Origin of the sequence: Streptomyces malaysiensis subsp. samsunensis, assembly GCF_024519315.1 — a bacterium.
Lineage (GTDB): Bacteria > Actinomycetota > Actinomycetes > Streptomycetales > Streptomycetaceae > Streptomyces > Streptomyces malaysiensis.
The window spans coordinates 1-24914 of record NZ_JANIIC010000001.1; the positions used below are offsets into that span (position 1 = coordinate 1).

Consider the following 24914-nt stretch of genomic DNA (forward strand, 5'->3'; position numbering starts at 1 on the left):
CCTGGTCGTCCGCGCCAGCACGGCCCCGCCCACCGAGGGCTGATCCCCCCCACTTCGCCCGCCGAGGGCTGATCCCCCCCCCCGCCCCTTCCCGAACGGGGGCTCCGCCCCCGCCCCCGCCGGGGCTCCGCCCCGGACCCCGGTCCTCAATCGCCGGACGGGCTGGATTTTCCAGCCCGTCCAGCGGCACATCCCAGCGGTAGCTCGGGGAGGTGGAAGACCGAACTCGGTGACGCGACCCCACAGGACGCAGGCACGGCCCCAGCAGGGCCAGGGCACAGCCCGACGGGGCCGGGAGCCCAGCAGAGCCCGGAGCACAGCCCAACAGGGCCGGGGGCGCAGCCCCGGTGGGGCCGGGGGCGGAGCCCCCGTTCGGGGAGGGGCTGGGGTGGGGAACAAAGGCCCATCCCCGTTGGGCCCCTTGACACCGCATCAGCACCCCCATACCTTCCACGCAACCGCATCCGAGAATTATCGGGCTGCTTCCGGAAGGCTCACGATGCGCATACCTCGGTCAAGGGCCACCCTTCGTGCGTCCACCCTGGCGGCGGCCGTGCTGCTGGTCGGGACGGCACTCGCCGACTCACCGGTTTCGCCGCGATGCGCAGCACCCGGGAGGGGATGTGACCGACGTCCTCCACGACCGCAAGAACCACCCCCCGAACGGCGTCCGTACGCCGAAGAAGACCCCGGCGGCCCCTCGCCCCCGCCTCAGCCGCCGGGGTCTGCCCCGCTCGAACTATCCAGCCGCGCTCGGCTCCCTGATCTGGCTCGGCATCGTCGGACTGCCGCTGTATGTGCTGGTGGCCGCCACCTTCCAGACCCGCGACGGCTATATCGACGACGGTCCGCTGGCCCTGCCCGACCACCCCACGCTCGCCAACTACCGGCGGGTGCTGCGCTCGGACTTCCTCTCCTACCTCCTCAACACCGCGCTGGTCACGGCCGTATGCGCGGCGATCGTGATCACGCTGTCGGTGACCGTCGGCTACACGGTCGTCCGCGCCCGCAGCCGGGCCTCCCGCCGGATCTTCCAGATCTTCCTGCTGGGTCTTGCGATCCCCTCCCAGGCGGTGGTGATCCCGGTCTATCTGGTCATCACCAAGCTCCAGCTGTACGACACCCTGCTCGCGGTGATCCTGCCGACGGCCGCCTTCTCCCTCCCGGTCAGCGTGCTGATCCTGGTCGGCACGATGCGCGACATCGACGAGGAGCTGTACGAGTCGATGGCGCTGGACGGCGCGAGCCCGACCCGGGTGCTGCTCCAGCTCGTGGTGCCGCTGTCCCGGTCCGGGATCTCCACGGTCGGGGTGATGTCGGCCCTGCACGCCTGGAACGGCTTCCTCTTCCCGCTGCTGCTCACCCAGTCCAAGAGCAACCGGCTGCTGGCCCTGGGGCTGTACGACTACGTGGGCGAGTTCCGGGTGGACACCCCGGCGCTGCTCACCGCCGTGGTGCTCTCCATCGTCCCGATCTTCCTGGTCTATCTCTTCGCCCGTCGTCAGCTGATCAACGGACTGATGGGCGTGGGCGGAAAATAGGCCGTACGGCCGTACCGGCGGCGCGTCAAGCCGTTCCCCCGCCCCGCCGTCTCCCCCGCCCCGCCGTCCTCCCCCGATAAGGAGCTTCATGCCTCAGCCCTGGCAGGACACCTCCCTCTCCGCCGAGGACCGCGCGGCGGCCCTGCTCTCCTCGATGACGCTGGAGGAGAAGCTGGCCCAACTCTCCAGCGTATGGCCGGGATCCGAGGCCGAGGAGGGCGAGGACGTCGCCCCGCTCCAGCACGAGGTGTCCGAGGCCGTGGACCTCGACGGCCTCCTCCCCCATGGCCTCGGCCAGCTGACCCGCCCCTTCGGCACCTCCCCCGTCGAACCGGCCGAGGGCGCCGCCGCGCTGGCCCGCCTCCAGACGCGGATCGCCGCCGGGAACCGCTTCGGGATCCCGGCGCTGGCCCATGAGGAGTGTCTGACCGGCTTCTTCGCCTGGCGCGCCACCGTCTTCCCCACCCCGCTGGCCTGGGGCGCGTCGTTCGATCCTGCGCTGGTGGGGCGGGCGGCCGAGCTGATCGGCGGTTCGCTGCGGTCGGCCGGGATCCACCAGGGGCTGGCCCCGGTGCTCGACGTGGTGCGGGACGCGCGCTGGGGCCGTACGGAGGAGTCCATCGGCGAGGACCCCTATCTGGTCGCGACCATCGGCACCGCGTACGTCCGCGGTCTGGAGTCCGCCGGGATCGTCGCCACCCTCAAGCACTTCGCGGGCTACGCCGCCTCCCGGGGCGGCCGCAACCACGCACCGGTCTCCATCGGCCCGCGGGAACTCGTCGATGTGGTCCTGCCGCCCTTCGAGTTGGCGGTACGGGACGGGGGCGCGCGGTCGGTCATGCACTCCTACAACGACATCGACGGGGTGCCCTCGGCCGCCAGCCCCTGGCTGCTGACCGAACTGCTCCGCGACACCTGGGGCTTCACCGGCACCGTCGTCGCCGACTACTTCGGGGTGTCCTTCCTCGAGCTGGCCCACCGGGTCGCCGACAGCCGGGGCGGCGCGGCCGGGCTGGCCCTGGCGGCGGGGGTGGATGTGGAGCTGCCCGCGGTGCGCTGCTTCGGCACCCCGCTGCGGGACGCGGTGCGGGCCGGGGAGGTGGACGAATCGCTGGTGGACCGGGCGGCGCTGCGGGTGCTGCGGCAGAAGTGCGAGCTGGGGCTGCTGGATCCGGACTGGTCGCCGGTGCCGCCTGCGCTGCTCGGGGAGTCGGCTGAATCGACGGAATCGACGGAGTCGACGGCATCGGCGGAACCCGGCTCCGGTCTCGATCTCGATCCGCCGGGGATGCGGGCCGTGGCGCGGGAGCTGGCCGAGGAGTCGGTGGTGCTGCTCGCCGACGACGGCGATGTGCTGCCCCTCGCGCCGGACGCCCGGATCGCGGTGGTCGGCCCGCTCGCCGACGACCCGGCCGCCATGCTCGGCTGCTACACCTTCCCCCGCCATGTGGGGGTGGAGCACCCCGAACTGCCCCTGGGCGTCGAGGTGCCGACGCTGTTCGCCGCGTTGCGCGCCGAGCTGCCCGGCGCCCGGATCACCCATGCCGAGGGGTGCGCCGCGCCCGGCCCTGACGGGTACGCCGGGGAGACGGGGGCGGTGGCCTCTGCGGGCGCGGCGGCGCTCACCGCCGAGAGCCGGCTGGCGCAGGCGGCCAGGACGGCGGCGGACGCGGATGTGTGCGTCGCGGTGCTGGGCGACCGCTCCGGCCTGTTCGGCCGGGGCACCTCGGGCGAGGGCTGCGACGCGGCCGACCTCGAACTCCCCGGTGAACAGGGCGCGTTGCTGGACACTCTGGTGGCCACCGGCACCCCTGTGGTGCTGGTGCTGTTCACCGGGCGGCCCTACGCGCTCGGCCGCTGGTCGAGGCTGCTGGCCGGCGCCGTGCAGGCGTTCTTCCCCGGTGAGGAGGGCGGCCCTGCGGTGGCCGGGGCGCTCAGCGGCCGCGTCAACCCCTCGGGCCGGCTGCCGGTGAGCGTCCCGTACGCGTCCGGCGGCCAGCCCTGGACGTACGCACAGCCGCCGCTCGGGCTGCGGGGCGACGCCAGCTCGATCGACCCGACCCCGCTGTACCCCTTCGGGCACGGGCTGTCCTACACCTCGTTCGCCTGGGAGCGCCCGGAGGCCGACGCCGCCGAGGTGCCGACCGACGGGGAGACCACGGTCCGGCTGACCGTGCGCAACACCGGTGACCGTGCCGGGACGGAGGTCGTGCAGCTCTACCTCCACGATCCGGTGGCCCGTATCGCCCGGCCGGTGTCCCGGCTGATCGGCTATGCGCGGGTGCCGCTGGGGTCGGGCGAGTCGGCCGAGGTCCGCTTCACCTTCCACGCCGACCTCGCCTCGTATCCGCTCGGGGCGGATGGCACACGGGTGGTGGAGCCGGGCACGCTGGAGCTGCGGCTGGCCTCCTCCAGCGCCGACTCCGGCGTACGGCACACCGTGCCGCTGAGGCTGACCGGGCCCGAGCGCACGGTGGACCACCGGCGGCGGATGGTGTGCGAAGTGCGGGTGAAGTAGCGCGCCGGGGTGGCCCCGGGCGGTCGGACCTGACCGCATCCGGGGCCAGGTCGGCCGGCCACTCCCGGGGCCGGGTGGGACCTGACCGCACCCGGGGCCAGGTCGGCCGGCCACTCCCGGGGCCGGGTGGGACCTGACCGCACCCGGGGCCAGGTCGGCCGGCCACTCCCGGGGCCGGGTGGGACCTGACCGCACCCGGGGCCAGGTCGGCCGACCATTCCCGGGGCCGGGTTGGCCGGAAGCTCCCGGGGCCGGATCGAACCTGACCGCTCCCGGGGCCGGGTCAGAGCGGGCCCTCCCCCTTCTCCACCAGCGACCAGGCGTGGGCGAACAGCTCGGGCAGGGTGCGGGTGGGCAGCGGAAGGGGGTTCTCCAGCCGTCGGTTGTAGGACCGCCGCAGCCCTATCAGCTCCGCCTTCCACGCCTCCATGGGCTGGTAGGGCTTCTTGGCGTGGATCCACTCGCCGGGCAGGAAGACCTGGCGCCCGGCCCGGGGGCGCTTGTCCTCGGTGACGAGACCGCGCTCGACCAGTACGGTGGCCGCCTTCTGGTGCCGGGCGGTCTTCCACCCGTTCCAGGTGCGGACGTTGCGGTCGGTCGGCGCGGGCAGGGCCAGCAGCTGGAGGTAGAGCGCCGCCGCGTCCCCGTCGATGCCGAGCGTGTCGGCGACCCGCGCCACGAGGTCCGGCGCGGAGACCGCCGGATCCGACTCATACGCGCCGACCGGCAGCGAGGCGCCCTCGATCCGCTCGACGATGCGCGCGCAGACCGGACCGCGCACCCACTCGACCAGGGGGATGTCCTCACGGCCGAAGCCGGAGGTGGTCGCCGCCAGGGCCTGGGAGCGCTGATCGTCGCCGTAGAACGCGGGGCGGAAGTACACCCTGGGCGGGGAGCGGTGTCCCCTGCGGTCGACCGTGCCGTCGGTGATGACGGTGAGCCCGTCGTCGATGCTCGCCACGTCCAGCCGCTCCGGGCCCGCGTACGGCCGGAATCCGAACCGCTCGTGCAGCTCGGCCACCGTGCGCCCCGATCCGGCGCCGGGGTGTCCGGCGCGCAGCAGCAGCCCCGGGTGGTCCAGCCGCTCGAGCAGCAGCCGCACCAGACCGGGCAGCCCCTCGCGGACCGGATCGCCGGCGGGGAGCTCGGCGTAGACCCAGGACAGGCGCGGCACGACGGAGTGCAGACGGTCCTCGAACCGCACGATGTCCCACCGGGCGTCGGTGAGCAGCGGGCCGTGCTCGCCGTTCTTGATCCAGGTGTCGAGGGGTGCGCTGAGCCCGGGTTCGGCGGCGGGGTCGGTGAACGCGGCGCAGAACTCGGCCGCCGAGAGCCGCAGCAGCTGGAGCTCGACCACCGCCTTGAGCGTGCGTTCGGGCACCACGGTACGGGGGCCGTACCGCGTCTGCCACGCCTCGGCGAGCCGCTCCGCCACGCCCAGCATCCCGTCCGGCTCCCATAGCTCGGCGGGGTCCTCGGGCAGCACGTCGGCCAGCAGCTCCAGCCGGTCCAGCGAGGTCAGCCGGGCCAGTTCGGACCCGCCGTCCTCGGCCTCGGCCACCTTGAGCCGCAGCGTGGCCCGTTCATCGGCGTCCAGGAACGGGACGTAACCCCGCGTCAGGAGTCCGGCGAGCGCGAGGGACGCGGCGGGGCGGCCCATCCCGGTGCGCTCCCGCAGCAGCTCCACGGCCTCCCGGTGCCACGGGGCCGGCCCCCGCTCGCGGACCAGCGCCACCAGCCGCCGCAGCTGCTCCGCGCTCCCCCAGCCGCGCGGCACGTCCCGCGCCTCTTCGACGGTCCCCAGGCTCGGTGGCTCCGCGTCCCCCGTCCGCAGCTCGACGAACCCGCGCCGCCCCTCATGGCTCCACCCCGCGCTGACGGCCGCCCCGCGCTCGTCCCGCACCGCCAGCCGCTCGGTGACCACGATTCCGGTGCGCAGCCGGGCCCCCGGATCGGCGAACGGGCTCTCCGCCCACATCTCCAGCATCGCCAGCAGCCGTTGGCGCCGCTCCGGGCGCGTGGACGCGGCGGCGGCCCGGAGCGCCACGGCCCCGATCCGGCCGATGAACCGCACCCACGACCCTTCCCCGGCGATCCCGGGCCCGTCCTCGCCCTCGGGGCCCGGCGGATCCCATGTCCCGGTCAGATACCGGCCGGTCCGCTCGATGGAGGCCAGCACCCCGGTCCGCCACATCCCCGTGCCGTCGATGAGCCCGCCCAGCGCGGGCACCAACCGCCGGTCGTCCACGGCCGTCCAGCCACCGGTCGCCATCGGACCTCCCCCGTCCTCCCCCGTCGAATACACCATGGCCAGATCATCGCTCATGGCTCCGACAGCGGCCCTCCGGCCTGCCTATGGGGGGAGCGGGGCTGCTGGGCTCGGTGGGGTGCGGCTTTCGTCTCGCGCCTTCGGCGCCATTGAGCAGCGGGGCAGGGGGTGGGGGGCGCGGGTCGCGCCGCCGTCTGACGGGCCGGTAGAGGCTGGGCCCGGCGGCGGCGCCCGTGCCGGGAGTTGAGGCCGACGCCGGACAGCGGAGGGGTTGGGGTACCCCTTTGGAAATCGCTTGATGGATTAGTTGCGCCAGATCAAGCGTTTTCAAGAAGGGGTACCGGGAGGAGCGGGACCAAGCGCATCGTTGGACCACCGAAACGCCCCTGGGCCCGGCCCGGCATCGCACTGACCGGGATCTTGCCACCGCCCGCAGTCCGGCGGCGAACCCCGGCCGCCGAGCACCGAAGCCGCCACCGGCCCAGCCACCACCGGCCGGTTGACGGCGATGGCATCGCGGCCCCACCCCCTGCCCCGCTGCTCAATTGCGCCGAAGGCGCGAGACGAAAGCGGCACCCAACCGACCCGAGCAACCAGGCAACCCCGGCAACCCCGACCGGCCAGAGCAGCCCCGGCAGCCCCAGCGAGAGCAGCCCCGACAACCCTGGCAACCCCCGCAGCCCCGGCGCGGCACTCCGCCACCTTCCACCAGCTGTCGAACACGCCACACCGGATGAGGGGCGTTCCGCCCACACCCACCGGCAAGGACCTCTGTTTCAAGCGCGGGCCCGCACATCTCGCACCTTCATCACCCCACCCTTAGGCTGTCGCCGGACACAGGGGGCTACCGGCGGGTAGCGCACACCGCGAAGGAGCGCGCGATGAAGGGCTGGACCGCGAGCGACATCCCCGATCAGACCGGCCGCACCGCCATCGTGACCGGCGCCAACAGCGGTCTCGGCCTCATCACCGCCCGGGAGTTGGCGCGGCGCGGCGCCCAGGTGGTGCTCGCGTGCCGTAGCGAGACGCGCGGGGCAGAGGCCGCCGAGCGGATCCAGGCGCAGGCGCCGGGCGCGTATGTGCGGGTGGCGCCGCTGGACCTCGCGGATCTGACGTCCGTACGGGCCTTCGCGGCCGGGCACAAGGGCGACCGGCTCGATCTGCTGATCAACAACGCGGGTGTGATGGCCCTTCCGCACGGCAGAACCGTCGATGGCTTCGAGACGCAGTTCGGCGTCAACCACCTGGGGCACTTCGCGCTCACCGGACTGCTGCTGCCGAAGCTGCTGGCGGCGGGGCCGGGGGCACGCGTGGTCACCGTGTCCAGCTTTATGCACCTGCTGGGGACGGTCGACCCGCGCGATCTGAACATGGAGCGCAAATACCGGCGTTGGGCCGCCTACGCCCGCTCCAAGTCCGCCAACCTCCTCTTCACCCATGAGCTGTCCCACCGCCTGCGCACGGCGGGCGCCCACCTCGTGGCGGCCGCCGCGCACCCCGGCTACGCCGCGACCAACCTCATGTCCGTCGCGCCGAAGATGGAGGGCCGCCGGGCGAAGCAGCGCTTCATGGAGATCGGCAACCGCTACTTCGCCCAGAGCCCTGAGCAGGGCGCACTCCCCACCCTGTACGCGGCCACCGGGCCGGACGTCCGCCAGGACGACTTCTTCGGCCCGCCGCTCCAGGGGCTGTGGCACGGCTCCCCCGGCCGCTCGGCCCGCGCCAAGTGGACGCTCAGCGATACGGCGGGGCGTGGGCTGTGGGCCGCGTCCGAGCGGCTGACCGGGGTGCGGTACGAGGCGCTCGCGAGCTGAGTACCGAGTCACGTCCGCCGCTGCGGACAGCCGATCTCGGGTCGTAAGCGGTGGGGGCCGCAGCCGACCAGGCATACGGAGAGAAACCGCTGACCGGTGAGGTACCAGCCCCCGACCACGTCCTCCCCGCCCGCGACGGCCTTGGCCGCACCCTGAACCTTCGCGGACAGCATTTCGGGCGCGCGGTCGTGGACGGAGGCGAAGGAGTCGACGTGTTCGCGGGCCCGGGTGCCGAACCAGTCGGCGGCTTGGGCGGGATCGGTCCAGGTCCCCTGGACGAAGGCGGGGGGCTTGAGCAGCCAGTGGGCGAGTTCGAGGGGGACGACTTTGGAGTGCTTGAAGTCCGGGTGGATGGGGCGTCTGGGGCCGTCCTTGAGAAGGTCGTGCCCGGAGCCGAGCCAGGTGTAGCCGTGGTGGTGGTGCAATGTGCTGCCGCCTTCGCTGACCGAAGAGGGCAGCCCCGCGCGGTGGCGGGACCGCCCTTCCCATCGGGGTTACTGACGGCCGCAGCCGTCGCCGCCACCGCAGCCGCCGCCCGAGGGGGGCGACGGTGCGTCGGTGTCGGGCATGGTGTCGCCGTCGTCCGGGTCCTGCCGTAAGACGGTCTTGTGTCCTGCCAACCGCATCGAGATGATTCCGTTCTGTGCTGTCGGCACGGGGGCTCTCCTCGCGCCGTCGTGCACCTGCACCCGTTCCGGCTGGGCTCGACCTGCCAGGGCTCCGGTCCAGTCGGTACGGGGGTTCAAGGGGTGGCGGGACGCGTGCCGCCTACGCCGAGGCGGCGTTCTTCGTCTGCTCCTCCATCGCGGCCCGCATCAGGACGTCCGCGAGCCGGTTCGCGCTGTCGAGGGGGATGCGGCCGAGGGCCACCAGCGGATAGCCGGACACCGTGAGTTCGCCCCGCAGGGTCGGCCAGTACAGCTCCCCGCCCTCGACGCCGTGCGGGATGTCCGGGGTGAAGCCGAGCCGCGCCAATGCCTGGCGCAGCAATTCGGCCACGGCTTGGGCCTCGGCCCTGGGCCTGGCGTGGTCATCGGCCCCCACTGCCTCGATGTCCTGCTCGCGGATTCTCATCGGTCACCTCTCCCGCCGTTTCTGCGTGAACGGGACATTAGGGAGAAGGGGCTGCGGAGTGCGATGCGATGTTCTCGAATGTTCTCGACTCTGGGCGAGATGTTCTCGATTGATCTCACGCAGGGTCAGCGAATCAGTACCGAGCGCACCCATGGATGCGACATGCTCGGGGTGTCAGATCAACAAGAAGGGACGTGATCATGGCGCGTCGACTGCGTTTCAACGGCACGGGTTCTGGCGTCACGGGCTGCCCCGCCGTGCACGAGGACTTGGACAGCGGAGAGATCGTCATCCACGGAACACCGCTCTCCGACCCCGAGGACCTTGCCCAGCTCCAACACCTTGGCGAGGGCGAGACGCCCATCGTGGTGCCGCGCGAACTGCTGGTCGCCTTCGGCCCCAAGGAGATCACTCGCACGCCGCACATCATCGACCTGGATGACTTCGGCAAGCTCTTCGAGAACTTCGAGCACACCGCCTGGCGGCTGGAGACCCGCCGACGGTTCGCGAGTGATGAAACGGCGCCCGACTACCAGGCGTTCGTCGAGACGGGCGAGGCTCCGCTGGACCTCTACCATCCGTTCTTCACCACGATCCGCGACCAAACTCACCAGGGCAAGCGGTGCGAGCGAGTGCGCATCGTCGACGACCCGCCCACGATCGGTCAGCGCTACCTCCTCTACAGCGCCAAGCGGAACTGCGACGTGGGAGAGGACATCCGCAACCTGTGGCGCGCCGATGCCGACCGGCTCCGGCTGCCCGCCGAGGACTTCTGGGTCTTCGACTCCCGGCTCGTCGCCCTCCTCAACTTCGATGACGACGACAACCTGCTCAACGTCGAGCTGATCACCGAGCCGGTGGCGGTCAATCGCTATCTCCAAGTCCGGGACGCGGCATGGCACTACGCCGTGCGGTACGACACGTTCGCAGCGGGACTGACCACGTAGGTGGCAAGTACGGTGTGACCGGTGAGCACTGACTTTCAACAGGCACGGGTGGCCCTAGGAGCGCGGCTTCGGGAGCTGCGTGCGTCGTGTCCCGGAGGCCGACTCACCGGTACACAACTCGCCGAGCGGCTGGGATGGCCGCACTCCAAGATCTACAAGCTGGAAAACGGGCGCCAGACAACGACAGCCGAGGACCTGCGCGCCTGGGCCACGGCAACCGACCAGCCGGAAGCGGCCGGGGAACTACTGTCCCGGCTGTCCGGCCTTGAATCCCAGATCCGGTCGTGGCGCCGCCAACTGGCCGCCGGGCACAAGCCCGTCCAGGACACGATCAACGCCGAGCACCAGCGCTCGGCCATACTGCGCGGCTGGGAAAACTGTCTCGTGGTGGGCATGCTTCAGACGCCCGACTACGCACGAGCCGTCTTCACCCAGAACGCAGACCTGCACAAGTCTCCACGAGACACCGAGGCTGCGGTACGCGGTCGACTACGGCGCCAGGAAGGGCTGTACGACTCGCGCAAGCGGTACCACATGATCATGTGGGAAGGAGCGCTCCGTGCTCGCGTCTGTCCGCCGTCGGTGCTCGCAGCTCAGCTCGACCGGCTCACGAGCGTCATCGGCCTGGACACGGTCGAGCTGGGGATCGTCCCGTTCACCGCGCCCTTGAAGATCCAGCCCGCCAACGGATTCTGGATCCACGACGAGCGGCTGGTGCTGGTCGAGGACTGGCACGCGGAACTTTGGATCAACGACGCCAACAGCATCGCCCTCTATCTGCGCGCCTGGAACACTCTCCGCGAATCCGCCGTCTTCGGCGCCGACGCCCAGCGTTTGATCAACGAGGCCCGGCGGGCGCTGAGCTCTTGACCGCCACGGCGTCGGGGCATCGGGTAATGTGGCTGTCACCCGTACGCACCAAGGAGGTGAGACCCATCAAGGCCAGTTCAGGCTGGGTGCTCTCGCCGCAGGGATACACGGGATAGCTGACTGCCGGGGCGCCCTCAGGGGTTCCGAAAGGCTTCCAGGCTTCCATGTCGGCTTCAGCTTCACTCATCACCTTCCCCGCCGTCGTCGCCAGACTCCGCACCGCCGGGTGTGTGTTCGCCGAGGACGAGGCGCGGCTCATCCTCGCCACGGCCCGTACCCCGGCGGGTCTCCGCGCCATGGTGGACCGGCGCGCCGCCGGGCTTCCGCTGGAGCACGTACTCGGCTGGGCTGACTTCCGGGGCCTGCGGATATCCGTGGACGCCGGGGTCTTCGTGCCACGGCGGCGCACCGAGTTCCTGGTCGATCAGGCCGAGGCGCTGGCCCGGCCCGGGGCCGTCGTGGTCGATCTGTGCTGCGGCTCGGGCGCACTGGGCGCCGCGCTGGCCTCGGCCCTGGCCGAGGTGGAACTGTACGCGGCCGATATCGACCCCGCCGCGGCGCGCTGCGCCCGCCGCAACGTCGAGGCAGTGGGCGGCACGGTGTACGAGGGCGATCTCTACGAGCCGCTGCCCGCCGCGCTGCGCGGCCGGGTCGATGTCCTGCTGGCCAACGTCCCGTATGTACCGACCGAGGAGGTCGGGCTGCTGCCGCCGGAGGCCCGGGTGCATGAGGCGCGGGTGGCGCTGGACGGCGGCGCGGACGGACTCGACGTCCTGCGCCGGGTGACCGCCGGGGCGGGCGGGTGGCTGGCCCCGGGCGGCTCGCTGCTGTTCGAGACGAGCGGCCGGCAGGCGCCCTCGGCCATGGCCATCGTGGCCGACGGCAGGCTGGTGCCGCGGCTGGCCGAATGCGACGAGCTGGACGCCACGGTCATCATCGGCACCAGGCCATCGACCTCCAGTTCGTGACGCCTGCGGCGGGCTGCTCCCCTCCCCGCCCCTTCCCATAACCGGGGGCTCCGCCCCCGGACCCCGGCCCCCCCGGGGGGGTTGGGGGCGGAGCCCCCGTCCGGGGTCCGGGGCGGAGCCCCAGTTTCGGGAAGGGGCGGGGAGGGGGAAGACCCGCGCGCCTACGCGCGCAACTCCTCCGCCGCGTCCGTGACCCGTGCGATCAGCCGCAGCAGCGTCTCGCGCTCCGCCTCGTCCAGGGGGGCCATGAAGACCCGGTTCATCCGGGCCGTCCGCGTGACCAGCTTGCGGTGGACTCGGGCGCCCTCGTCCGTCAGCCGCAGGACGTTGCGGCGGCCGTCGTTCGGGTCCCGCACCCGCTCCAGCAGACCGCGCCGGGCCAGCCGGGCGACCAGGTCGGCGATGGTGGAGCGGTCGAGGTGGACATGTTCGCTCAGCGTCCGCTGGTCGATCTCCGGCTTCTCCATCAGCGCGTTGACCACCGCGAACTGCGGCGAGGTGGTCTCCTCGGAGACCATCGCGCCCCACAGCAGGGAGTGCGCCTGCTGGAAGCGGCGGGCCAGATGCCCGGGGTGCGTGTTCAGATCCACCGCGCCGCCCATGTCGTGCCTCCCGGCTCCCCGCTACTCACTGCTCGCCGCTCGCCGCTTACCGCTCGCTCGATGAGCTCATTAGTCCGTGTACTGAGCGATTCTGCCCTGTGGAAGACCCCATGTCGAGAGGCCGACATTCACCCTAGACTCCCTTGACGAGCACACCAGCCAATGGCAACGTGCGAAATCGACACCACATTGGTCAGCAGCATTAGTCAGCACACTGAGCATCCCGATCGCGGAGTGACGATGGCCGACATCCGAAGCCTCCAGGACGCCGTGGCGGACCTCGTCCACAACGGGGACACCGTCGCGATGGAGGGATTCACCCACCTGATCCCGTACGCCGCCGCGCACGAGGTCATCCGCCAGGGCATCACCGACCTGACCCTCGTCCGGATGACTCCGGACGTCATCTACGACCAGATCATCGGCGCCGGACTCGTCCGCAAGCTGGTGTTCTCCTGGGGTGGCAACCCCGGCGTCGGCTCGCTGCACCGCTTCCGTGACGCCGTCGAGAACGGCTGGCCGCGGCCGCTGGAGCTGGACGAGCATAGCCACGCGGGCATGGCGAACCGCTATGTGGCCGGTGCCTCCAAGCTGCCGTTCGCCGTGTTGCGCGGCTATCGCGGCAGCGACATCCCGACCCGTACGGACACCGTCTCCACCGTCACCTGCCCCTTCACCGGGGAGGAACTGGCCGCCGTCGCGGCCCTCAACCCCGATGTCACCGTCATCCACGCCCAGCAGGCCGACCGCGCCGGGAATGTGCAGATGTGGGGGCTGACCGGGGTGCAGAAGGAGGCGGCCCTCGCGGCGGACCGGGTGCTGGTGACCGTGGAGGAGATCGTCGAGGAGCTGACGCCACGGCCGGGCGGAGTCGTCCTGCCGACCTGGGTGATCGACGCGGTGTGTGTGGTCCCCGACGGTGCCCGCCCCTCCTACGCCACCGGGTACTCGACCCGCGACAACACCTTCTACCAGGCATGGGATCCGATCGCCCGCGACCGCGAGGCGTTCACCCGGTGGATCGACGAGTACGTGCGCAAGAGCGAGGGAGCACTCACCCGATGACCGCGACCCCCGCAGGGACGACGGACTTCACATCCGACGAGCTGATGGAGGTCAACGCCGCCCGCGCGCTCGCCGACGCCACCACCTGCTTCGTCGGCATCGGCCTCCCCAGCACCGCCGCCAACCTCGCCCGCGCCACCGTCAACCCCGGTCTCGTCCTCATCTACGAGTCGGGCACCATCGGCTCCAAGCCCACCCGGCTCCCCCTGTCCATCGGCGACGGCGAGCTCGCCGACACGGCCGACGCGGTGGTCCCGGTGCCGGAAATGTTCAACTACTGGCTCCAGGGCGGCCGGATCGACGTCGGCTTCCTCGGCGCCGCCCAGGTCGACCGCTACGCCAACATCAACACCACCGTCGTGGACCGCGGCCCGGACAAGCCCGAGGGCCGCCTCCCCGGCGCGGGCGGCGCCCCCGAGATCGCCTCCAACTGCGGCAAGGTGCTGATGGTGCTGCGCCACGCCACCCGCAACTTCGTGGAGCGGCTGGACTTCGTGACCACCATGGGCCACGGTGGCGGCCCCGGCGACCGTAAGAAGCTCGGCATGCCGGGCGCGGGCCCCGTCGCCGTCATCACCGACCTGGGCGTTCTGCGCCCCGATCCGGCCACCGCCGAACTGGTGCTGACCGAACTGCACCCGGGCGTCACCGTGGAGCGGGTGCGGGCCGCCACCGGCTGGGAGCTGACCGTCGCCGGCACCGTGGGCACCACCGAGCCGCCCACCCCCCATGAGCTGGCGGCGCTGCGCGCCCTCAAGGCCGCCGGGAAGCCCGGGAAGGAGACCCGATGACCACCTCGCGTGACGTCTATATCGTCGACGCCGTCCGTACCCCCATCGGCAAGTACGGCGGCGGGCTGGCCGGGGTGCGCCCCGACGACCTGGCCGCCCATGTGGTGCGCGGGCTGCTCGCCCGCACCCCCGCCCTGGACCCGGCGCGCATCGACGACGTCTACTTCGGCAACGCCAACGGCGCGGGCGAGGAGAACCGCGATGTGGCCCGCATGGCCGTACTGCTGGCCGGGCTGCCCGTGACCGTGCCCGGCGCGACCGTCAACCGGCTCTGCGCCTCGGGTCTGGAGGCCGTGCTCCAGGCCGCCCGCGCGATCGCGGTCGGCGACGCGCATATCGCCCTGGCGGGCGGTGTGGAGTCGATGAGCCGCGCCCCCTGGGTGCTGCCCAAGCCCGAGCGCGCCTTCCCCGCCGGGCATCAGCAGCTGTACTCCACCACCCTGGGCTGGCGGATGACCAACCCGGACATGCCGCCCGAGTGGACCGTCGCCCTCGGTGAGGGCGCCGAACTGATCGCCGACAAGCACGGCATCAGCCGCGAGGCGCAGGACGCGTTCGCGCTCGGCAGCCATGAGAAGGCGGCGCGGGCGTGGAAGGACGGGGCGTACGACGCCGAGGTGCTGCCGTATCCGGACACCGACCTCGTCCGCGACGAGAGCATCCGCGAGACCACATCGCCGGAGGCCCTGGCCAAGCTCAAGCCCGCCTTCCGCAAGCCCGGCGGCACCGTCACCGCGGGCAACGCCTCGCCGCTCAACGACGGTGCGGCCGCGCTGCTGCTGGTGGACGAGGAGGGCCTGAAGGCCACCGGACGCGAACCGCTGGCCCGGATCGGCGCCTCGGCCGTCACCGGTATCGAGCCGCAGTACTTCGGGCTCGGCCCCGTCGAGGCCGTGACCCGCGCCCTCGCCAGGGCCGGCCGCTCCTTCGCCGATCTGGCCACCCTCGAACTCAACGAGGCGTTCGCCGCACAGGTGCTGGGCTGTCTCGCCGAATGGTCCGCCCAGGACCCCGGCTTCGACGCCGCGATCGTCAACCCGCGCGGCGGCGCCATCGCCATCGGCCACCCGCTCGGCGCCTCGGGCGCCCGTCTGGCCGGGGCCGTCGCCCATCAGCTCGCCGCCCGGGGCTCGGGGACGGGCCTGGCCACGTTGTGCATCGGCGTCGGGCAGGGCCTGGCCCTCGTCCTGGAGAGGTAATCCCACAACAGCCCGGAACGATCCGCTACGGCCCGCAACGGTCTGGAATGAACCAGAACGGTCCCGGAAGGGCAAGGCTGGAAAGGTAAGGCTGACGGCAGACATGTCTCTCACCCAGTCCGACATCGACCACGAACTCACCCACATACGGGAGTCGTACGACAAGGCGCGCACCGAGGGCGCTCCCGCCGCCGACCATCCGTCGCGCGACTTCGCCCCGTACCGCAGCAGTGTGCTGCGCCACCCCAAGCAGCCGCTGGTCGCGGTGCACGGCGACCCGGAGACGGTGGAGCTGCACACCCCCGTCTTCGGCCACACCGACATCACCGAGATCGACAACGACCTCACCTCACAGCACCGGGGCGAACCGCTCGGCGAGCGCATCACCGTCTCCGGACGGCTCCTGGACAGCCGGGGCCGCCCGGTCCGGGGGCAGCTCATCGAGCTGTGGCAGGCCAACGCGTCGGGCCGCTACGCCCATCTGCGCGATCAGCACCCCGCGCCGCTCGACCCCAACTTCACCGGTGTGGGGCGGACGTTGACCGGCGACGACGGTTCGTACCACTTCACCACCATCAAGCCGGGCGCCTATCCGTGGCGCAACCACGAGAACGCCTGGCGGCCCGCGCATATCCACTTCTCCGTCTTCGGCACGGCGTTCACCCAGCGGCTGATCACCCAGATGTACTTCCCCGGCGATCCGCTCTTCGCCTACGACCCGATCCTGCAATCGGTGACGGAACCGGCGGCGCGGCAGCGGCTGGTCGCGGCGTACGACCACGAGCTGTCGCGGCCGGAGTGGTCGCTCGGCTACCGCTGGGACATCGTGCTGGACGGGCCGTCCGCCACCTGGATCGAGGAGGGCCGCTGATGACCGAGAGGCTCGCATCCGCGCAGGGGGCCGCCACCGCGCGAGGGCTCGCGTCCACCGAGGGGCCCGCCACTGCCGGGGGACCGGCCGCCGAGAGGCCCGCCACTGCCGGGGGACCGGCCGCCGAGAGGCCCGCCGCCGGGCGGCTCGCGCCCACCCCGTCCCACACCGTGGGCCCGTTCTACGGCTACGCCCTGCCCTTCCCCGACGGCGGTGAGATGGCCCCGGCGGGCCACCCCGGCGCCATCACGCTCCACGGCCATGTCTACGACGGCGAGGGCACCCCCGTCCCGGACGCGCTGGTGGAGCTGTGGCAGGCGGGCCCGGAGGGCTCCCTCGCCGGGGCGGGCGGGTCGATGCGGCGCGACCCGGTGACCGGCGGCTACCTCGGCCGCAACGGCGTGGACTTCACCGGTTTCGGCCGGATCGCCACCGACGCGGACGGCCACTGGGCGGCCCGTACGCTGCCGCCGGGCGGCCCGGCCGCGCCCACCGCCCCGTACATCAGCGTGTGCGTCCACGCCCGGGGGCTGCTGCACCACCTCTTCACCCGTGTGTACTTCCCCGAGAACGCCGAGGCCAACGCCGCCGACCCGCTGCTCGCCGCGCTGGATCCGGCGCGCCGCGAGACGCTGGTGGCGACGGCGGCGCCCCGGCCGGGGACGTACCGCTTCGACATCCGCTTGCAGGGCGAGGGGGAGACGGTCTTCCTTGAGTTCCGATAGTTCTGGTGGTTCCGGTCGTACGGATCGTTCGGATCGAACGGATCGAACGGATCGAACGGATGGTTCGGATCGTTCCGGCGTTTCGGACGGCCACGACGTGGGGCTGCTGTCCCCGGTGCGGACCGGGTCGGCGGTGGAGGCCACCACGGGCGACATCGCGTTTCTCCAGGCCATGCTGGACGCGGAGGCGGCGCTGGCGCGCGTGGTGGCCCCCACCGGGGCGGCGGAGGCGGTGGCGGGCGCGGCCCGCGCCGAGCTGTACGACGTACGCGACCTGGCGCTGCGCGCCCGCTCCGGGGGCAACCCGGTCATTCCGCTGGTCGCCGACCTCACGGCGGCGGTGGCCCATACGGACGGCGAGGCCGCGTCGTACGTCCACCGGGGCGCCACCAGCCAGGACATCGTGGACACGGCCGCGATGCTGGTGGCCGCGCGTGCGCTGCCGCTGATCGTGGCCGATCTGGAGCGTACGGCGGCGGAGCTGGCGCGGCTCGCCGCCGCGCACCGCGACACCCCGATGCCCGGCCGCACCCTCACCCAGCACGCCGTGCCCACCACCTTCGGACTGAAGGCGGCGGGCTGGCGGGCGCTCGTCCTGGACGCCCGTGACCGGCTCGCGGCGCTGCGGCCGCCCGCGCAACTGGGCGGTGCGGCGGGCACGTTGGCCGCCTTCGAGGCGGGGTTCGGGGCGGGTTTCGGGGCCGGTTTCGGGGCGGGGGCCGAGCTGCTGGCGCGCTTCGCGGAGGAGACCGGGCTGGCCGAGCCCGAACTGCCCTGGCACACCCTGCGCACCCCCGTCGCCGACCTGGGCACCGCGCTCGCCTTCGCCGTGGGGGCGCTGGGGAAGGTGGCGGCGGATGTGCTGGTGCTCTCGCGTACGGAGATCGGCGAGGTGGCCGAGGGGGCGGGCGGCGGCTCGTCCGCGATGCCCCATAAGTCGAACCCCGTACGCGCCACGCTGATGGCCGCCGCGGCCCGTCAGGCACCGCAGCTCGCCGCGACCCTGCTGGGCTCGCTGGCCGCCGAGGACGAACGGCCCGGTGGGGCCTGGCACGCCGAGTGGCAGACGCTGCGGGAACTGCTGCGGCTCGCGGGGGGCTCCGCCCGGGACGCGGTGGAGCTGACCTCCGGGCTGAAGGTGTTCCCCGACCGGATGGCCGAACATCTGCGGCTGACGGGCGGGCTCATCGTGAGCGAGCGCCTCGCCGCCGCCCTCGCCCCGGCCGTCGGCCGCGCCCGCGCGAAGGAACTGCTGACGGAGGCGTCGCGGAGGGTCGCGGAGGAGGGGGTGGGGCTGGCGGAGGCGCTGGCCGGGGTGCTGCCGGCGGAACGCTTGCGCGAGCTGACGGACCCGGGCACATACCTGGGCTCGGCCCCGGCCCTGGTCGACCGCGCGCTGGCCCGCGATGCCTAACGCCTCCGGCGGCAATCCCCCACCCCGCCCCTTCCCGAATCTGGGGGCTGCGCCCCCAGCCCCCACCCCGGGGGCTCCGCCCCCGCACCCCCGCTCCTCAATCGCCGGAGAGGCTGGAAGATGCCCCCGCCCGGCACCTCAGGCACGTCCGGGTACCAAGCCCCCGGAGTCCGGGAGCGAAGCCCTTGGGCCCGCGAGCAGGACCGCTGGCTTCGGGGGCAGAACCCCCGGGCCCAGGAGCAGAACCCCAGGCTTTGGAGGCAGAACCCCCGGGCCCAGGAGCAGAGCCCCGGGGTACGAGGGCGAAGCCCCGGCAGTTCGGGGGCCGAGCCCCTGGGCTCGGGGGCAAAGCCCCGGGGCCCGGAAGCCAAGCCCCACGCCTCACAAGCGAAACCCCGGGATCCGGGGCAAAGCCCCAGGACTCGGCGGCGAAGCCCCGCCAGTTCGGCGGCCGAGCCCCAGGGCTCGGGGGCAGAGCCCCCGGGGGCCTGGGGGCGAAGCCCCCGGAGCAGGGGCCTGGGGGCGAAGCCCCCGGAGCAGGGGCCTGGGGGCGAAGCCCCGGAGCAGGGGCCTGGGGGCGAAGCCCCCGGAGCAGGGGCCTGGGGGCGAAGCCCCGGAGCAGGGGCCTGGGGGCGAAGCCCCGGAGCAGGGGCCTGGGGGCGAAGCCCCGGAGCAGGGGCCTGGGGGCGAAGCCCCGGAGCAGGGGCCTGGGGGCGAAGCCCCGGAGCGGGGGCCTGGGGGCGAAGCACCCAGTTTCGGGGAGGGGCGGGGTGGGGGAAATGCACCCCGCCGCAGCCGCCCACGCACCCCCACACACCCACCCACCGGAGCCCCCCAGTGACCAACAACCAACCGCACCACGACCTCAGCGGACCCCCCACCGCCCCACCACTCATCCTCGGCCCCTCCATCGGCACCTCCCTCGCCGTCTGGGAGCCCCAACTACCCGCGCTCACCCGGACACACCGGATCCTGCGCTGGGATCTGCCCGGCCACGGCGGCTCCCCCGCCGCGCTGTTGCCCTCCGACGGCTCGGCCACCATCGGCGATCTCGCCGCCCTCGTACTGCGGCTCGCCGACGAGCAGGGGTGGGAGCGGTTCGCCTACGCGGGCGTCTCGATCGGCGGCGCGGTCGGCCTGCATCTCGCCGCCCACCACCCCGAACGCCTCACCTCACTCGCCGTCGTCTGCTCCTCGGCCCGTTTCGGCGACCCCGCCGCCTGGCGGGAACGGGCCGCGCTGGTGCGGGCCGAGGGAACGGAGGCGATGGTGGCGAGCCGTCCCGGCACATGGTTCTCGCACGGCTTCGCCCACACGCCCGTCGGCGCCGCGCTGATCGAGGATCTGCGGGCCACGGACCGCGCGGGCTACGCCGCCTGCTGCGACGCCCTCGCCGCGTACGACATCACGGCCGACCTGGAGCGGATCGCCGTACCCACCCTCGTCGTGGCCGGTCGCGACGACCCCGCGACCCCGCCCGCGCACGCCCGCCGGATCGCGGACGCGGTGCCCGGGGCGAGTCTGCTGGAGGTCGCCGGGGCGGCGCATCTGGCGGGGGTCGAGCGGCCCGAGCCGGTGACGGCGGCGCTGCTCGCCCATCTCACCGACAGCACCGCCCAGCCCCACGACGACGCGACCACACGGCCCCAGAACGACACGCCCCACGACGACGCGCCCTCGCAACCCCGAAACGACACGCCCCACGACGAGGTGCCCCACACCCACACACCCCACGACACCACGCCCCACACCCACACGCCCCACGACACCACACCTCACACCGACACCACGCCCCACACCGACACCACACCCCACACCGACGCCTCCCGCCACGCCGCCGGGATGGCCGTCCGCCGGGACGTCCTCGGGAATGCGCACGTGGATCGCGCCGTGACCCGGACCACCCCGTTCACCGCCCGCTTCCAGGACTTCATCACCCGCTACGCATGGGGCGAGATCTGGACCGGTGACGGTCTGGACCGGCGGACCCGCAGCTGTATCACCCTCACCGCGCTGATCGCGCACGGCCATGACGCCGAGTTGGCCATGCACATCAGGGCCGCGCTCACCAACGGGCTGACCCGTGAGGAGATCGGCGAGGTGCTGCTCCAGTCCGCGATCTACTGCGGTGTCCCGGCGGCCAATTCGGCCTTCGCCACCGCCCAGCGCGTCTTCGACGAGATCGACGCCGAGCACGTCACCACCAGAGCCACCACCAGTGCCACCACCACAACCGCCACCACCACAAGCACCAAGGTCGACACAGCGTCACGTTCTGATACCGAAAAGTGACATCCAGCCGCAACACCTCTGTCGTAATCCGCCTCCATCGTTGATCGTTGGGTCGTACGGGGACCGGGAGACGAGGGGGCGCACCAATGTCCATGAGCCGCCGAAGGCTGCTGGGTGCGGGCGGAGGGCTGGCCCTCACCGGGGCGCTGGCCTCCGCCTGCGGGTCGAACACCGGGCGGGACGGCGATGACCACGCCGGCCAGCCGGTGATCGAGCAGTGGTACCACCAGTACGGCGAGCCCGGCACCGAACAGGCCGTCAAGCGGTACGCCGACGCGTTCGAGAAGGCGAGCGTCCGGGTGCAGTGGCGGCCGGGCGCCTACGACCAGCAGACCGCCGCCGCGCTGCTCACGACGTCCGGTCCGGATGTCTTCGAGGTCAACGGCCCGACGCTGGACCAGATCCAGGGCGGTCAGGTGGTCGACCTCACCGAGCTGCTCGCCGAGGCCAAGGACGACTTCAACCCGGCCGTGCTCGCCCCGAAGACGCATCAGGGCAAGATCTGGGCCGTTCCGCAGGTCATCGACACCCAGCTGCTCTACTACCGCAAGAGCATGCTCAAGAACGCGGGACTGGAGCCGCCGAGCACCCTCGACGCGCTGATCGACGCGGCGAAGGAGCTCACCACCGGGGACGTCAAGGGGCTCTTCCTGGGCAATGACGGCGGGCCCGGCGTCCTCGGCGGCACCCCGCTCAACGCCGCCGGGCTCACGCTGATCACCGAGGACGGCAAGGTCGGCTTCGACGACCCGGCGGCCGCCCGTACGCTCGGCAAGCTGCGTCAGCTCTACGCCGAGAAGTCGCTGCTGCTCGGGGCGCCCTCGGACTGGTCGGACCCGGCCGCGTTCACCCAGGGGCTCACCGCCATGCAGTGGTCCGGGCTGTGGGCGCTGCCGCAGGTGAAGAAGGCGCTGGGGGAGGACTTCGGGGTGCTGCCGTTCCCCCAGGACGGGGCGCACGGCGCGCCCGCGGTGCCGGTCGGCGCGTACGGGGCGGCGGTCAGCGCCCGGTCCCGGCACAAGTCGGTGGCGAAGGCGTATGTGAAGTGGCTGTGGGTGCAACGGACCGACTACCAGGAGGACTTCGCGCTCCGCTACGGCTTCCACATCCCCGCCCGGATCTCGCTGGCCACGAAGGCGGCCAAGCTGCGCCAGGGCGCGGCCGGCGAGGCGGTGCGCTACGCCACCGACAACGGCCATGCCGAACCGCTGCTGTGGACCTCCGCGAGCAGAACGGCCTACCAGGACGCGCTGAGCCGGATCATCAAAGGCGGGGCCAACCCCGAGAGCGAGTTGCGGTCGGTGGTCCGCAAGACCGAGGCCGAACTGCGGCGCGTGCAGAAGAAGAGCTGATGGGCGGCCCGCGGACAAAACTGACAGAGAGGCTGCTGGGCCCGCAGAACCGCCATCTGTGGTTCTGGATCTTCGTCGGCCCGTTCGTGCTGGGGCTGACCCTCTTCACCTATGTCCCGCTGGCCTGGAGCGTCTATCTCAGCTTCTTCGACGCGCACAACACCGTGTCGCCCACGGACTTCGTCGGCTTCGGCAACTACACGGCGATGCTGGGCGACGACGCGTTCACCGACAGCCTGGTGACCTTCCTGGTCTTCACCGCGTTCATCGTCCCGGCGACCTATGTGCTCTCGCTCGCGCTCGCGCTGATGGTCAACCGGCTGCGCTGGGCACAGGCGTTCTTCCGGTCGGTGTTCTTCCTGCCGGTGGCGTGCTCCTATGTGGTGGCGGCGCTGATCTGGAAGATGTCGATCTTCAACGGGGTGCGCTTCGGGCTGGCCAACACCGTGCTGGACTGGTTCGGCGCCGATCAGATCGCCTGGCTGTCGACCACAGAGCCGCCCTGGTACTGGCTGGTCATCGTGACCGTACGGCTATGGCTCCAGACGGGGTTCTACATGGTGCTGTTCCTGGCCGGGCTCCAGCGCATCCCCCCGCGGCTGTACGAGGCGGCGGCCGTGGACGGGGCGCGGCCGGGGTGGCAGGTGTTCCGGCACATCACCTTTCCACAGCTGCGGGCGACCTCGGTCGCGGTGGTGCTGCTGCTGGTGATCAACGCCTTCCAGGCGTTCGACGAGTTCTACAACCTGCTGTCGGACTCGCGCGGCTATCCGCCCTACGCCCGCCCGCCGCTGGTCTACCTCTACTACACGGCGCTGGGCCAGGGGCAGAACCTGGGTCTCGGCAGTGCGGGCGCGGTGATCCTGGCGCTGATCATCGCCGTGGTGACGGTGGTGCAGGCGCGCTGGTTCGGCCTCGGCCGGAAGGAGGACTGATGCGTACTTCCCCGAGGGTCCCTCCCAGGACGCGGGACGTCCGGGACGCCCTCGTCGGCGTGGGGCGCGCCGTGCGGCTGGTGCTGCTGCTCGCGCTCGCGCTGCTCTTCCTGATCCCGTTCTACCTCCTGGTGCGCAACGGGCTGTCGAGCGAGGCGGACATCACCTCGCCGGAGTGGACGTTCTTCCCGAGCGAGCTGCACTGGTCCAACGTCCGCGAGTTGTTCGACGACCCCAATGTGCCGATGGCGCACGCGCTGCTCAACTCCTCGCTGATCGCGGTCCTCACCACCGTGGGCACCCTGCTGCTGGCCTCGCTGGCCGGATACGGCCTGGCCCGTATCCCGTACGCCTACGCCAATGTGGTCTTCTACTGGATCCTGGGCACCTTGATGGTCCCGGCGGCGGTCACCTTCGTGCCCAGCTTCGTGCTGGTCAGCTCGCTCGGCTGGGTGTCCACACTGCGCGGTCTTGTGGTGCCCACGCTGTTCAGCGCGGTCGCGGCGTTCATCTTCCGCCAGTACTTCCTGGGCTTCCCCAGGGAGCTGGAGGACGCGGCGCGGGTGGACGGTCTCGGCTACTGGCGTACGTACTGGCGGGTGGTGGTGCCGAACTCCCGGCCGGTCTTCGCGGCGGTCGGCACGATCGTCTTCATCGGCGCCTGGAACTCCTTCCTGTGGCCGCTGGTCATCGGCCAGGACCGGGAGGCGTGGACGGTGCAGGTGGCGCTGTCGACGTTCACCACGGCCCAGACCGTCAACCTCCACGAGCTGTTCGTGGCGGCGGCGGTGTCGATCGTGCCGCTGCTGGTGGTCTTCCTCGTGCTCCAGCGCTATATCGTCGCGGGCGTCGAACGCAGCGGCATCGACGACTGAGACGACGACTGAGACGCTGATCAGCGGGCCGGGCCGCCGTCCGGCAACGGGTCACCGCCCGGCGGCGGGGCGTCGTCCGGCAACGGGGCGACGTCCGGCAGCGCGCCGTCATCCGGCAGCGGGGCGTACCGCCGCAGCCAGACCTCGGTCTGGGACAGATGCGCGGTGGCGGCCGCGGCGGCGGCCGCCGGATCGCGGGCGGCCACGGCGTTGATCAGCGCCTCATGGCCGAGGTCGCTGGCCAGCCGGATGGTGTCGGCCTCGGGGGCGCCATAGATGCTGTAGTGGCTGCCGCGGGCGCGCAGCACATCGGCGAGGGCGGCCAGCGCCTCATTGCCGCTCGCCTCGCAGAGGGTGGAGTGGAACTCCCGGTCCAGCGCATGCCGTTCGGCCTCGTCCTCGGACCGGGCCAGCCGCTTCTGCACCTCGCGCAGCCGCGCGACGACCCGCTCATCGGCGCGGGCGGCGGCCAGCGCGGCGGCCTGGGCCTCCAGGGGGCGGCGGACGTCGAAGAGCTCCAGCAGCCCGTCGAGCGGCAGGACGTCCACGGTGGCGGCGAACCCGGCCAGCATCTGCCCGGGGCGCAGCGCCGATACGAAGGTGCCGGCGCCATGGCGGGACTCCAGCATCCCGAGGGCGGCGAGCGAGCGCACCGCCTCGCGCAGCGAGCCGCGCGATACACCGAGCCGCGCACAGAGTTCGGGCTCGGCGGGCAGCTGCTGACCGGGCGCCAGCTCACCCTTGGCGATCATGGCGCGCAGCCCGTTCGCCGCCTCGTCGGTCGCGGCCATC

The 24914-nt window shown here is 72.3% G+C and carries 22 protein-coding genes; 16 read left to right on the top strand and 6 right to left on the bottom strand.

Features of this window, described 5'->3' with window-relative positions:
* Positions 1 to 623 precede the first annotated feature (623 nt).
* The gene (locus NQU54_RS00005; protein WP_257629161.1) at positions 624 to 1541 is read left to right on the top strand and encodes a carbohydrate ABC transporter permease; all 918 of its coding nucleotides are present in this window, start codon (positions 624 to 626) and stop codon (positions 1539 to 1541) included.
* 88 nt (positions 1542 to 1629) lie between these two features.
* Positions 1630 to 4059 (top strand): beta-xylosidase/alpha-l-arabinosidase, encoded by a 2430-nt coding sequence (locus tag NQU54_RS00010; protein ID WP_257629162.1) that lies wholly within the window; start codon positions 1630 to 1632, stop codon positions 4057 to 4059.
* A gap of 283 nt (positions 4060 to 4342) precedes the next feature.
* On the opposite strand, the gene NQU54_RS00015 is transcribed toward NQU54_RS00010, so the two are convergent.
* Complete coding sequence (locus tag NQU54_RS00015) at positions 4343 to 6385, bottom strand: hypothetical protein (protein ID WP_257629163.1); 2043 nt, start codon at positions 6383 to 6385, stop codon at positions 4343 to 4345.
* An 824-nt stretch (positions 6386 to 7209) separates the two neighbouring features.
* Between NQU54_RS00015 and NQU54_RS00020 the strand changes: the two genes are divergently transcribed.
* The gene (locus NQU54_RS00020; protein ID WP_257629164.1) at positions 7210 to 8142 is read left to right on the top strand and encodes an oxidoreductase; all 933 of its coding nucleotides are present in this window, start codon (positions 7210 to 7212) and stop codon (positions 8140 to 8142) included.
* 8 nt (positions 8143 to 8150) lie between these two features.
* Here NQU54_RS00020 and NQU54_RS00025 read toward each other — a convergent pair whose 3' ends face one another.
* The 3 genes from NQU54_RS00025 to NQU54_RS00035 form a co-directional block, all read right to left on the bottom strand.
* Positions 8151 to 8567, bottom strand: coding sequence for a hypothetical protein (locus NQU54_RS00025; protein WP_257629165.1), 417 nt, complete (start codon positions 8565 to 8567; stop codon positions 8151 to 8153).
* A 69-nt stretch (positions 8568 to 8636) separates the two neighbouring features.
* Entirely contained in the window at positions 8637 to 8798 is a 162-nt protein-coding gene (locus tag NQU54_RS00030) for a hypothetical protein (protein WP_257629166.1), read from the bottom strand.
* Between the two features lie 112 nt (positions 8799 to 8910).
* Entirely contained in the window at positions 8911 to 9216 is a 306-nt protein-coding gene (locus NQU54_RS00035; RefSeq protein WP_257629167.1) for a hypothetical protein, read from the bottom strand.
* Between the two features lie 200 nt (positions 9217 to 9416).
* On the opposite strand from NQU54_RS00035, the gene NQU54_RS00040 reads away from it, so the two are divergent.
* From NQU54_RS00040 to NQU54_RS00050, 3 genes are all read left to right on the top strand, one after another.
* Positions 9417 to 10163, top strand: coding sequence for a DUF6879 family protein (locus NQU54_RS00040; protein ID WP_257629168.1), 747 nt, complete (start codon positions 9417 to 9419; stop codon positions 10161 to 10163).
* 21 nt (positions 10164 to 10184) lie between these two features.
* The gene (locus tag NQU54_RS00045) at positions 10185 to 11033 is read left to right on the top strand and encodes a helix-turn-helix domain-containing protein (protein WP_257629169.1); all 849 of its coding nucleotides are present in this window, start codon (positions 10185 to 10187) and stop codon (positions 11031 to 11033) included.
* Between the two features lie 164 nt (positions 11034 to 11197).
* Positions 11198 to 12001 (top strand): putative protein N(5)-glutamine methyltransferase, encoded by an 804-nt coding sequence (locus NQU54_RS00050; protein ID WP_257629170.1) that lies wholly within the window; start codon positions 11198 to 11200, stop codon positions 11999 to 12001.
* A 161-nt stretch (positions 12002 to 12162) separates the two neighbouring features.
* Here NQU54_RS00050 and NQU54_RS00055 read toward each other — a convergent pair whose 3' ends face one another.
* Positions 12163 to 12603: a MarR family winged helix-turn-helix transcriptional regulator gene (locus NQU54_RS00055; RefSeq protein WP_257629171.1), complete on the bottom strand. Its 441-nt coding sequence runs from the start codon at positions 12601 to 12603 to the stop codon at positions 12163 to 12165.
* A 240-nt stretch (positions 12604 to 12843) separates the two neighbouring features.
* On the opposite strand from NQU54_RS00055, the gene NQU54_RS00060 reads away from it, so the two are divergent.
* The 10 genes from NQU54_RS00060 (at position 12844) to NQU54_RS00105 (ending at position 24122) form a co-directional block, all read left to right on the top strand.
* Positions 12844 to 13668 (top strand): CoA transferase subunit A, encoded by an 825-nt coding sequence (locus NQU54_RS00060; protein ID WP_257629172.1) that lies wholly within the window; start codon positions 12844 to 12846, stop codon positions 13666 to 13668.
* A complete protein-coding gene (locus NQU54_RS00065) occupies positions 13665 to 14459 on the top strand; it encodes a CoA-transferase subunit beta (RefSeq protein WP_257629173.1) in 795 nt (264 codons plus the stop codon). Before NQU54_RS00060 ends, NQU54_RS00065 begins: the two co-directional genes overlap by 4 nt.
* Positions 14456 to 15658 (top strand): thiolase family protein, encoded by a 1203-nt coding sequence (locus tag NQU54_RS00070; RefSeq protein WP_257629174.1) that lies wholly within the window; start codon positions 14456 to 14458, stop codon positions 15656 to 15658. The genes NQU54_RS00065 and NQU54_RS00070 overlap by 4 nt, the downstream gene beginning before the upstream one ends.
* Before the next feature lie 103 nt (positions 15659 to 15761).
* Positions 15762 to 16529 carry a protocatechuate 3,4-dioxygenase subunit beta gene (gene pcaH, locus NQU54_RS00075; RefSeq protein ID WP_093701841.1) on the top strand — a complete coding sequence of 256 codons (768 nt, stop codon included), beginning with the start codon at positions 15762 to 15764 and terminating at the stop codon, positions 16527 to 16529.
* A complete protein-coding gene (gene pcaG, locus NQU54_RS00080) occupies positions 16529 to 17254 on the top strand; it encodes a protocatechuate 3,4-dioxygenase subunit alpha (protein ID WP_257629175.1) in 726 nt (241 codons plus the stop codon). Before pcaH ends, pcaG begins: the two co-directional genes overlap by 1 nt.
* A gap of 97 nt (positions 17255 to 17351) precedes the next feature.
* On the top strand, positions 17352 to 18668 hold the full coding sequence (pcaB, locus tag NQU54_RS00085) for a 3-carboxy-cis,cis-muconate cycloisomerase (RefSeq protein WP_257629176.1): 1317 nt from the start codon (positions 17352 to 17354) through the stop codon (positions 18666 to 18668).
* An 837-nt stretch (positions 18669 to 19505) separates the two neighbouring features.
* The gene (pcaDC, locus tag NQU54_RS00090) at positions 19506 to 20960 is read left to right on the top strand and encodes a bifunctional 3-oxoadipate enol-lactonase/4-carboxymuconolactone decarboxylase PcaDC (RefSeq protein ID WP_257629177.1); all 1455 of its coding nucleotides are present in this window, start codon (positions 19506 to 19508) and stop codon (positions 20958 to 20960) included.
* Between the two features lie 86 nt (positions 20961 to 21046).
* Positions 21047 to 22312, top strand: a complete 1266-nt coding sequence (locus NQU54_RS00095) for an ABC transporter substrate-binding protein (RefSeq protein ID WP_257629178.1) — start codon at positions 21047 to 21049, stop codon at positions 22310 to 22312.
* On the top strand, positions 22312 to 23247 hold the full coding sequence (locus NQU54_RS00100) for a carbohydrate ABC transporter permease (protein WP_257629179.1): 936 nt from the start codon (positions 22312 to 22314) through the stop codon (positions 23245 to 23247). The genes NQU54_RS00095 and NQU54_RS00100 overlap by 1 nt, the downstream gene beginning before the upstream one ends.
* A complete protein-coding gene (locus NQU54_RS00105; RefSeq protein ID WP_257629180.1) occupies positions 23247 to 24122 on the top strand; it encodes a carbohydrate ABC transporter permease in 876 nt (291 codons plus the stop codon). The genes NQU54_RS00100 and NQU54_RS00105 overlap by 1 nt, the downstream gene beginning before the upstream one ends.
* A gap of 20 nt (positions 24123 to 24142) precedes the next feature.
* Here the strand turns inward: NQU54_RS00105 and NQU54_RS00110 are convergent, their stop codons facing one another.
* Positions 24143 to 24913 carry a FadR/GntR family transcriptional regulator gene (locus NQU54_RS00110; protein WP_257629181.1) on the bottom strand — a complete coding sequence of 257 codons (771 nt, stop codon included), beginning with the start codon at positions 24911 to 24913 and terminating at the stop codon, positions 24143 to 24145.
* Position 24914 lies beyond the last annotated feature (1 nt).

Coding starts and splice junctions, on each gene's coding strand:
- NQU54_RS00020 (WP_257629164.1), top strand. CDS start 7,210: ATGAAGGGCTGGACCGCGAGCGACATCCCCGATCAGACCGGCCGCACC.
- NQU54_RS00015 (WP_257629163.1), bottom strand. CDS start 6,385: ATGAGCGATGATCTGGCCATGGTGTATTCGACGGGGGAGGACGGGGGA.
- NQU54_RS00110 (WP_257629181.1), bottom strand. CDS start 24,913: ATGGCCGCGACCGACGAGGCGGCGAACGGGCTGCGCGCCATGATCGCC.
- NQU54_RS00055 (WP_257629171.1), bottom strand. CDS start 12,603: ATGGGCGGCGCGGTGGATCTGAACACGCACCCCGGGCATCTGGCCCGC.
- NQU54_RS00105 (WP_257629180.1), top strand. CDS start 23,247: ATGCGTACTTCCCCGAGGGTCCCTCCCAGGACGCGGGACGTCCGGGAC.
- NQU54_RS00035 (WP_257629167.1), bottom strand. CDS start 9,216: ATGAGAATCCGCGAGCAGGACATCGAGGCAGTGGGGGCCGATGACCAC.
- NQU54_RS00095 (WP_257629178.1), top strand. CDS start 21,047: ATGTCCATGAGCCGCCGAAGGCTGCTGGGTGCGGGCGGAGGGCTGGCC.
- NQU54_RS00010 (WP_257629162.1), top strand. CDS start 1,630: ATGCCTCAGCCCTGGCAGGACACCTCCCTCTCCGCCGAGGACCGCGCG.
- NQU54_RS00070 (WP_257629174.1), top strand. CDS start 14,456: ATGACCACCTCGCGTGACGTCTATATCGTCGACGCCGTCCGTACCCCC.
- NQU54_RS00050 (WP_257629170.1), top strand. CDS start 11,198: ATGTCGGCTTCAGCTTCACTCATCACCTTCCCCGCCGTCGTCGCCAGA.
- NQU54_RS00060 (WP_257629172.1), top strand. CDS start 12,844: ATGGCCGACATCCGAAGCCTCCAGGACGCCGTGGCGGACCTCGTCCAC.
- pcaH (WP_093701841.1), top strand. CDS start 15,762: ATGTCTCTCACCCAGTCCGACATCGACCACGAACTCACCCACATACGG.
- pcaG (WP_257629175.1), top strand. CDS start 16,529: ATGACCGAGAGGCTCGCATCCGCGCAGGGGGCCGCCACCGCGCGAGGG.
- NQU54_RS00040 (WP_257629168.1), top strand. CDS start 9,417: ATGGCGCGTCGACTGCGTTTCAACGGCACGGGTTCTGGCGTCACGGGC.
- NQU54_RS00100 (WP_257629179.1), top strand. CDS start 22,312: ATGGGCGGCCCGCGGACAAAACTGACAGAGAGGCTGCTGGGCCCGCAG.
- NQU54_RS00065 (WP_257629173.1), top strand. CDS start 13,665: ATGACCGCGACCCCCGCAGGGACGACGGACTTCACATCCGACGAGCTG.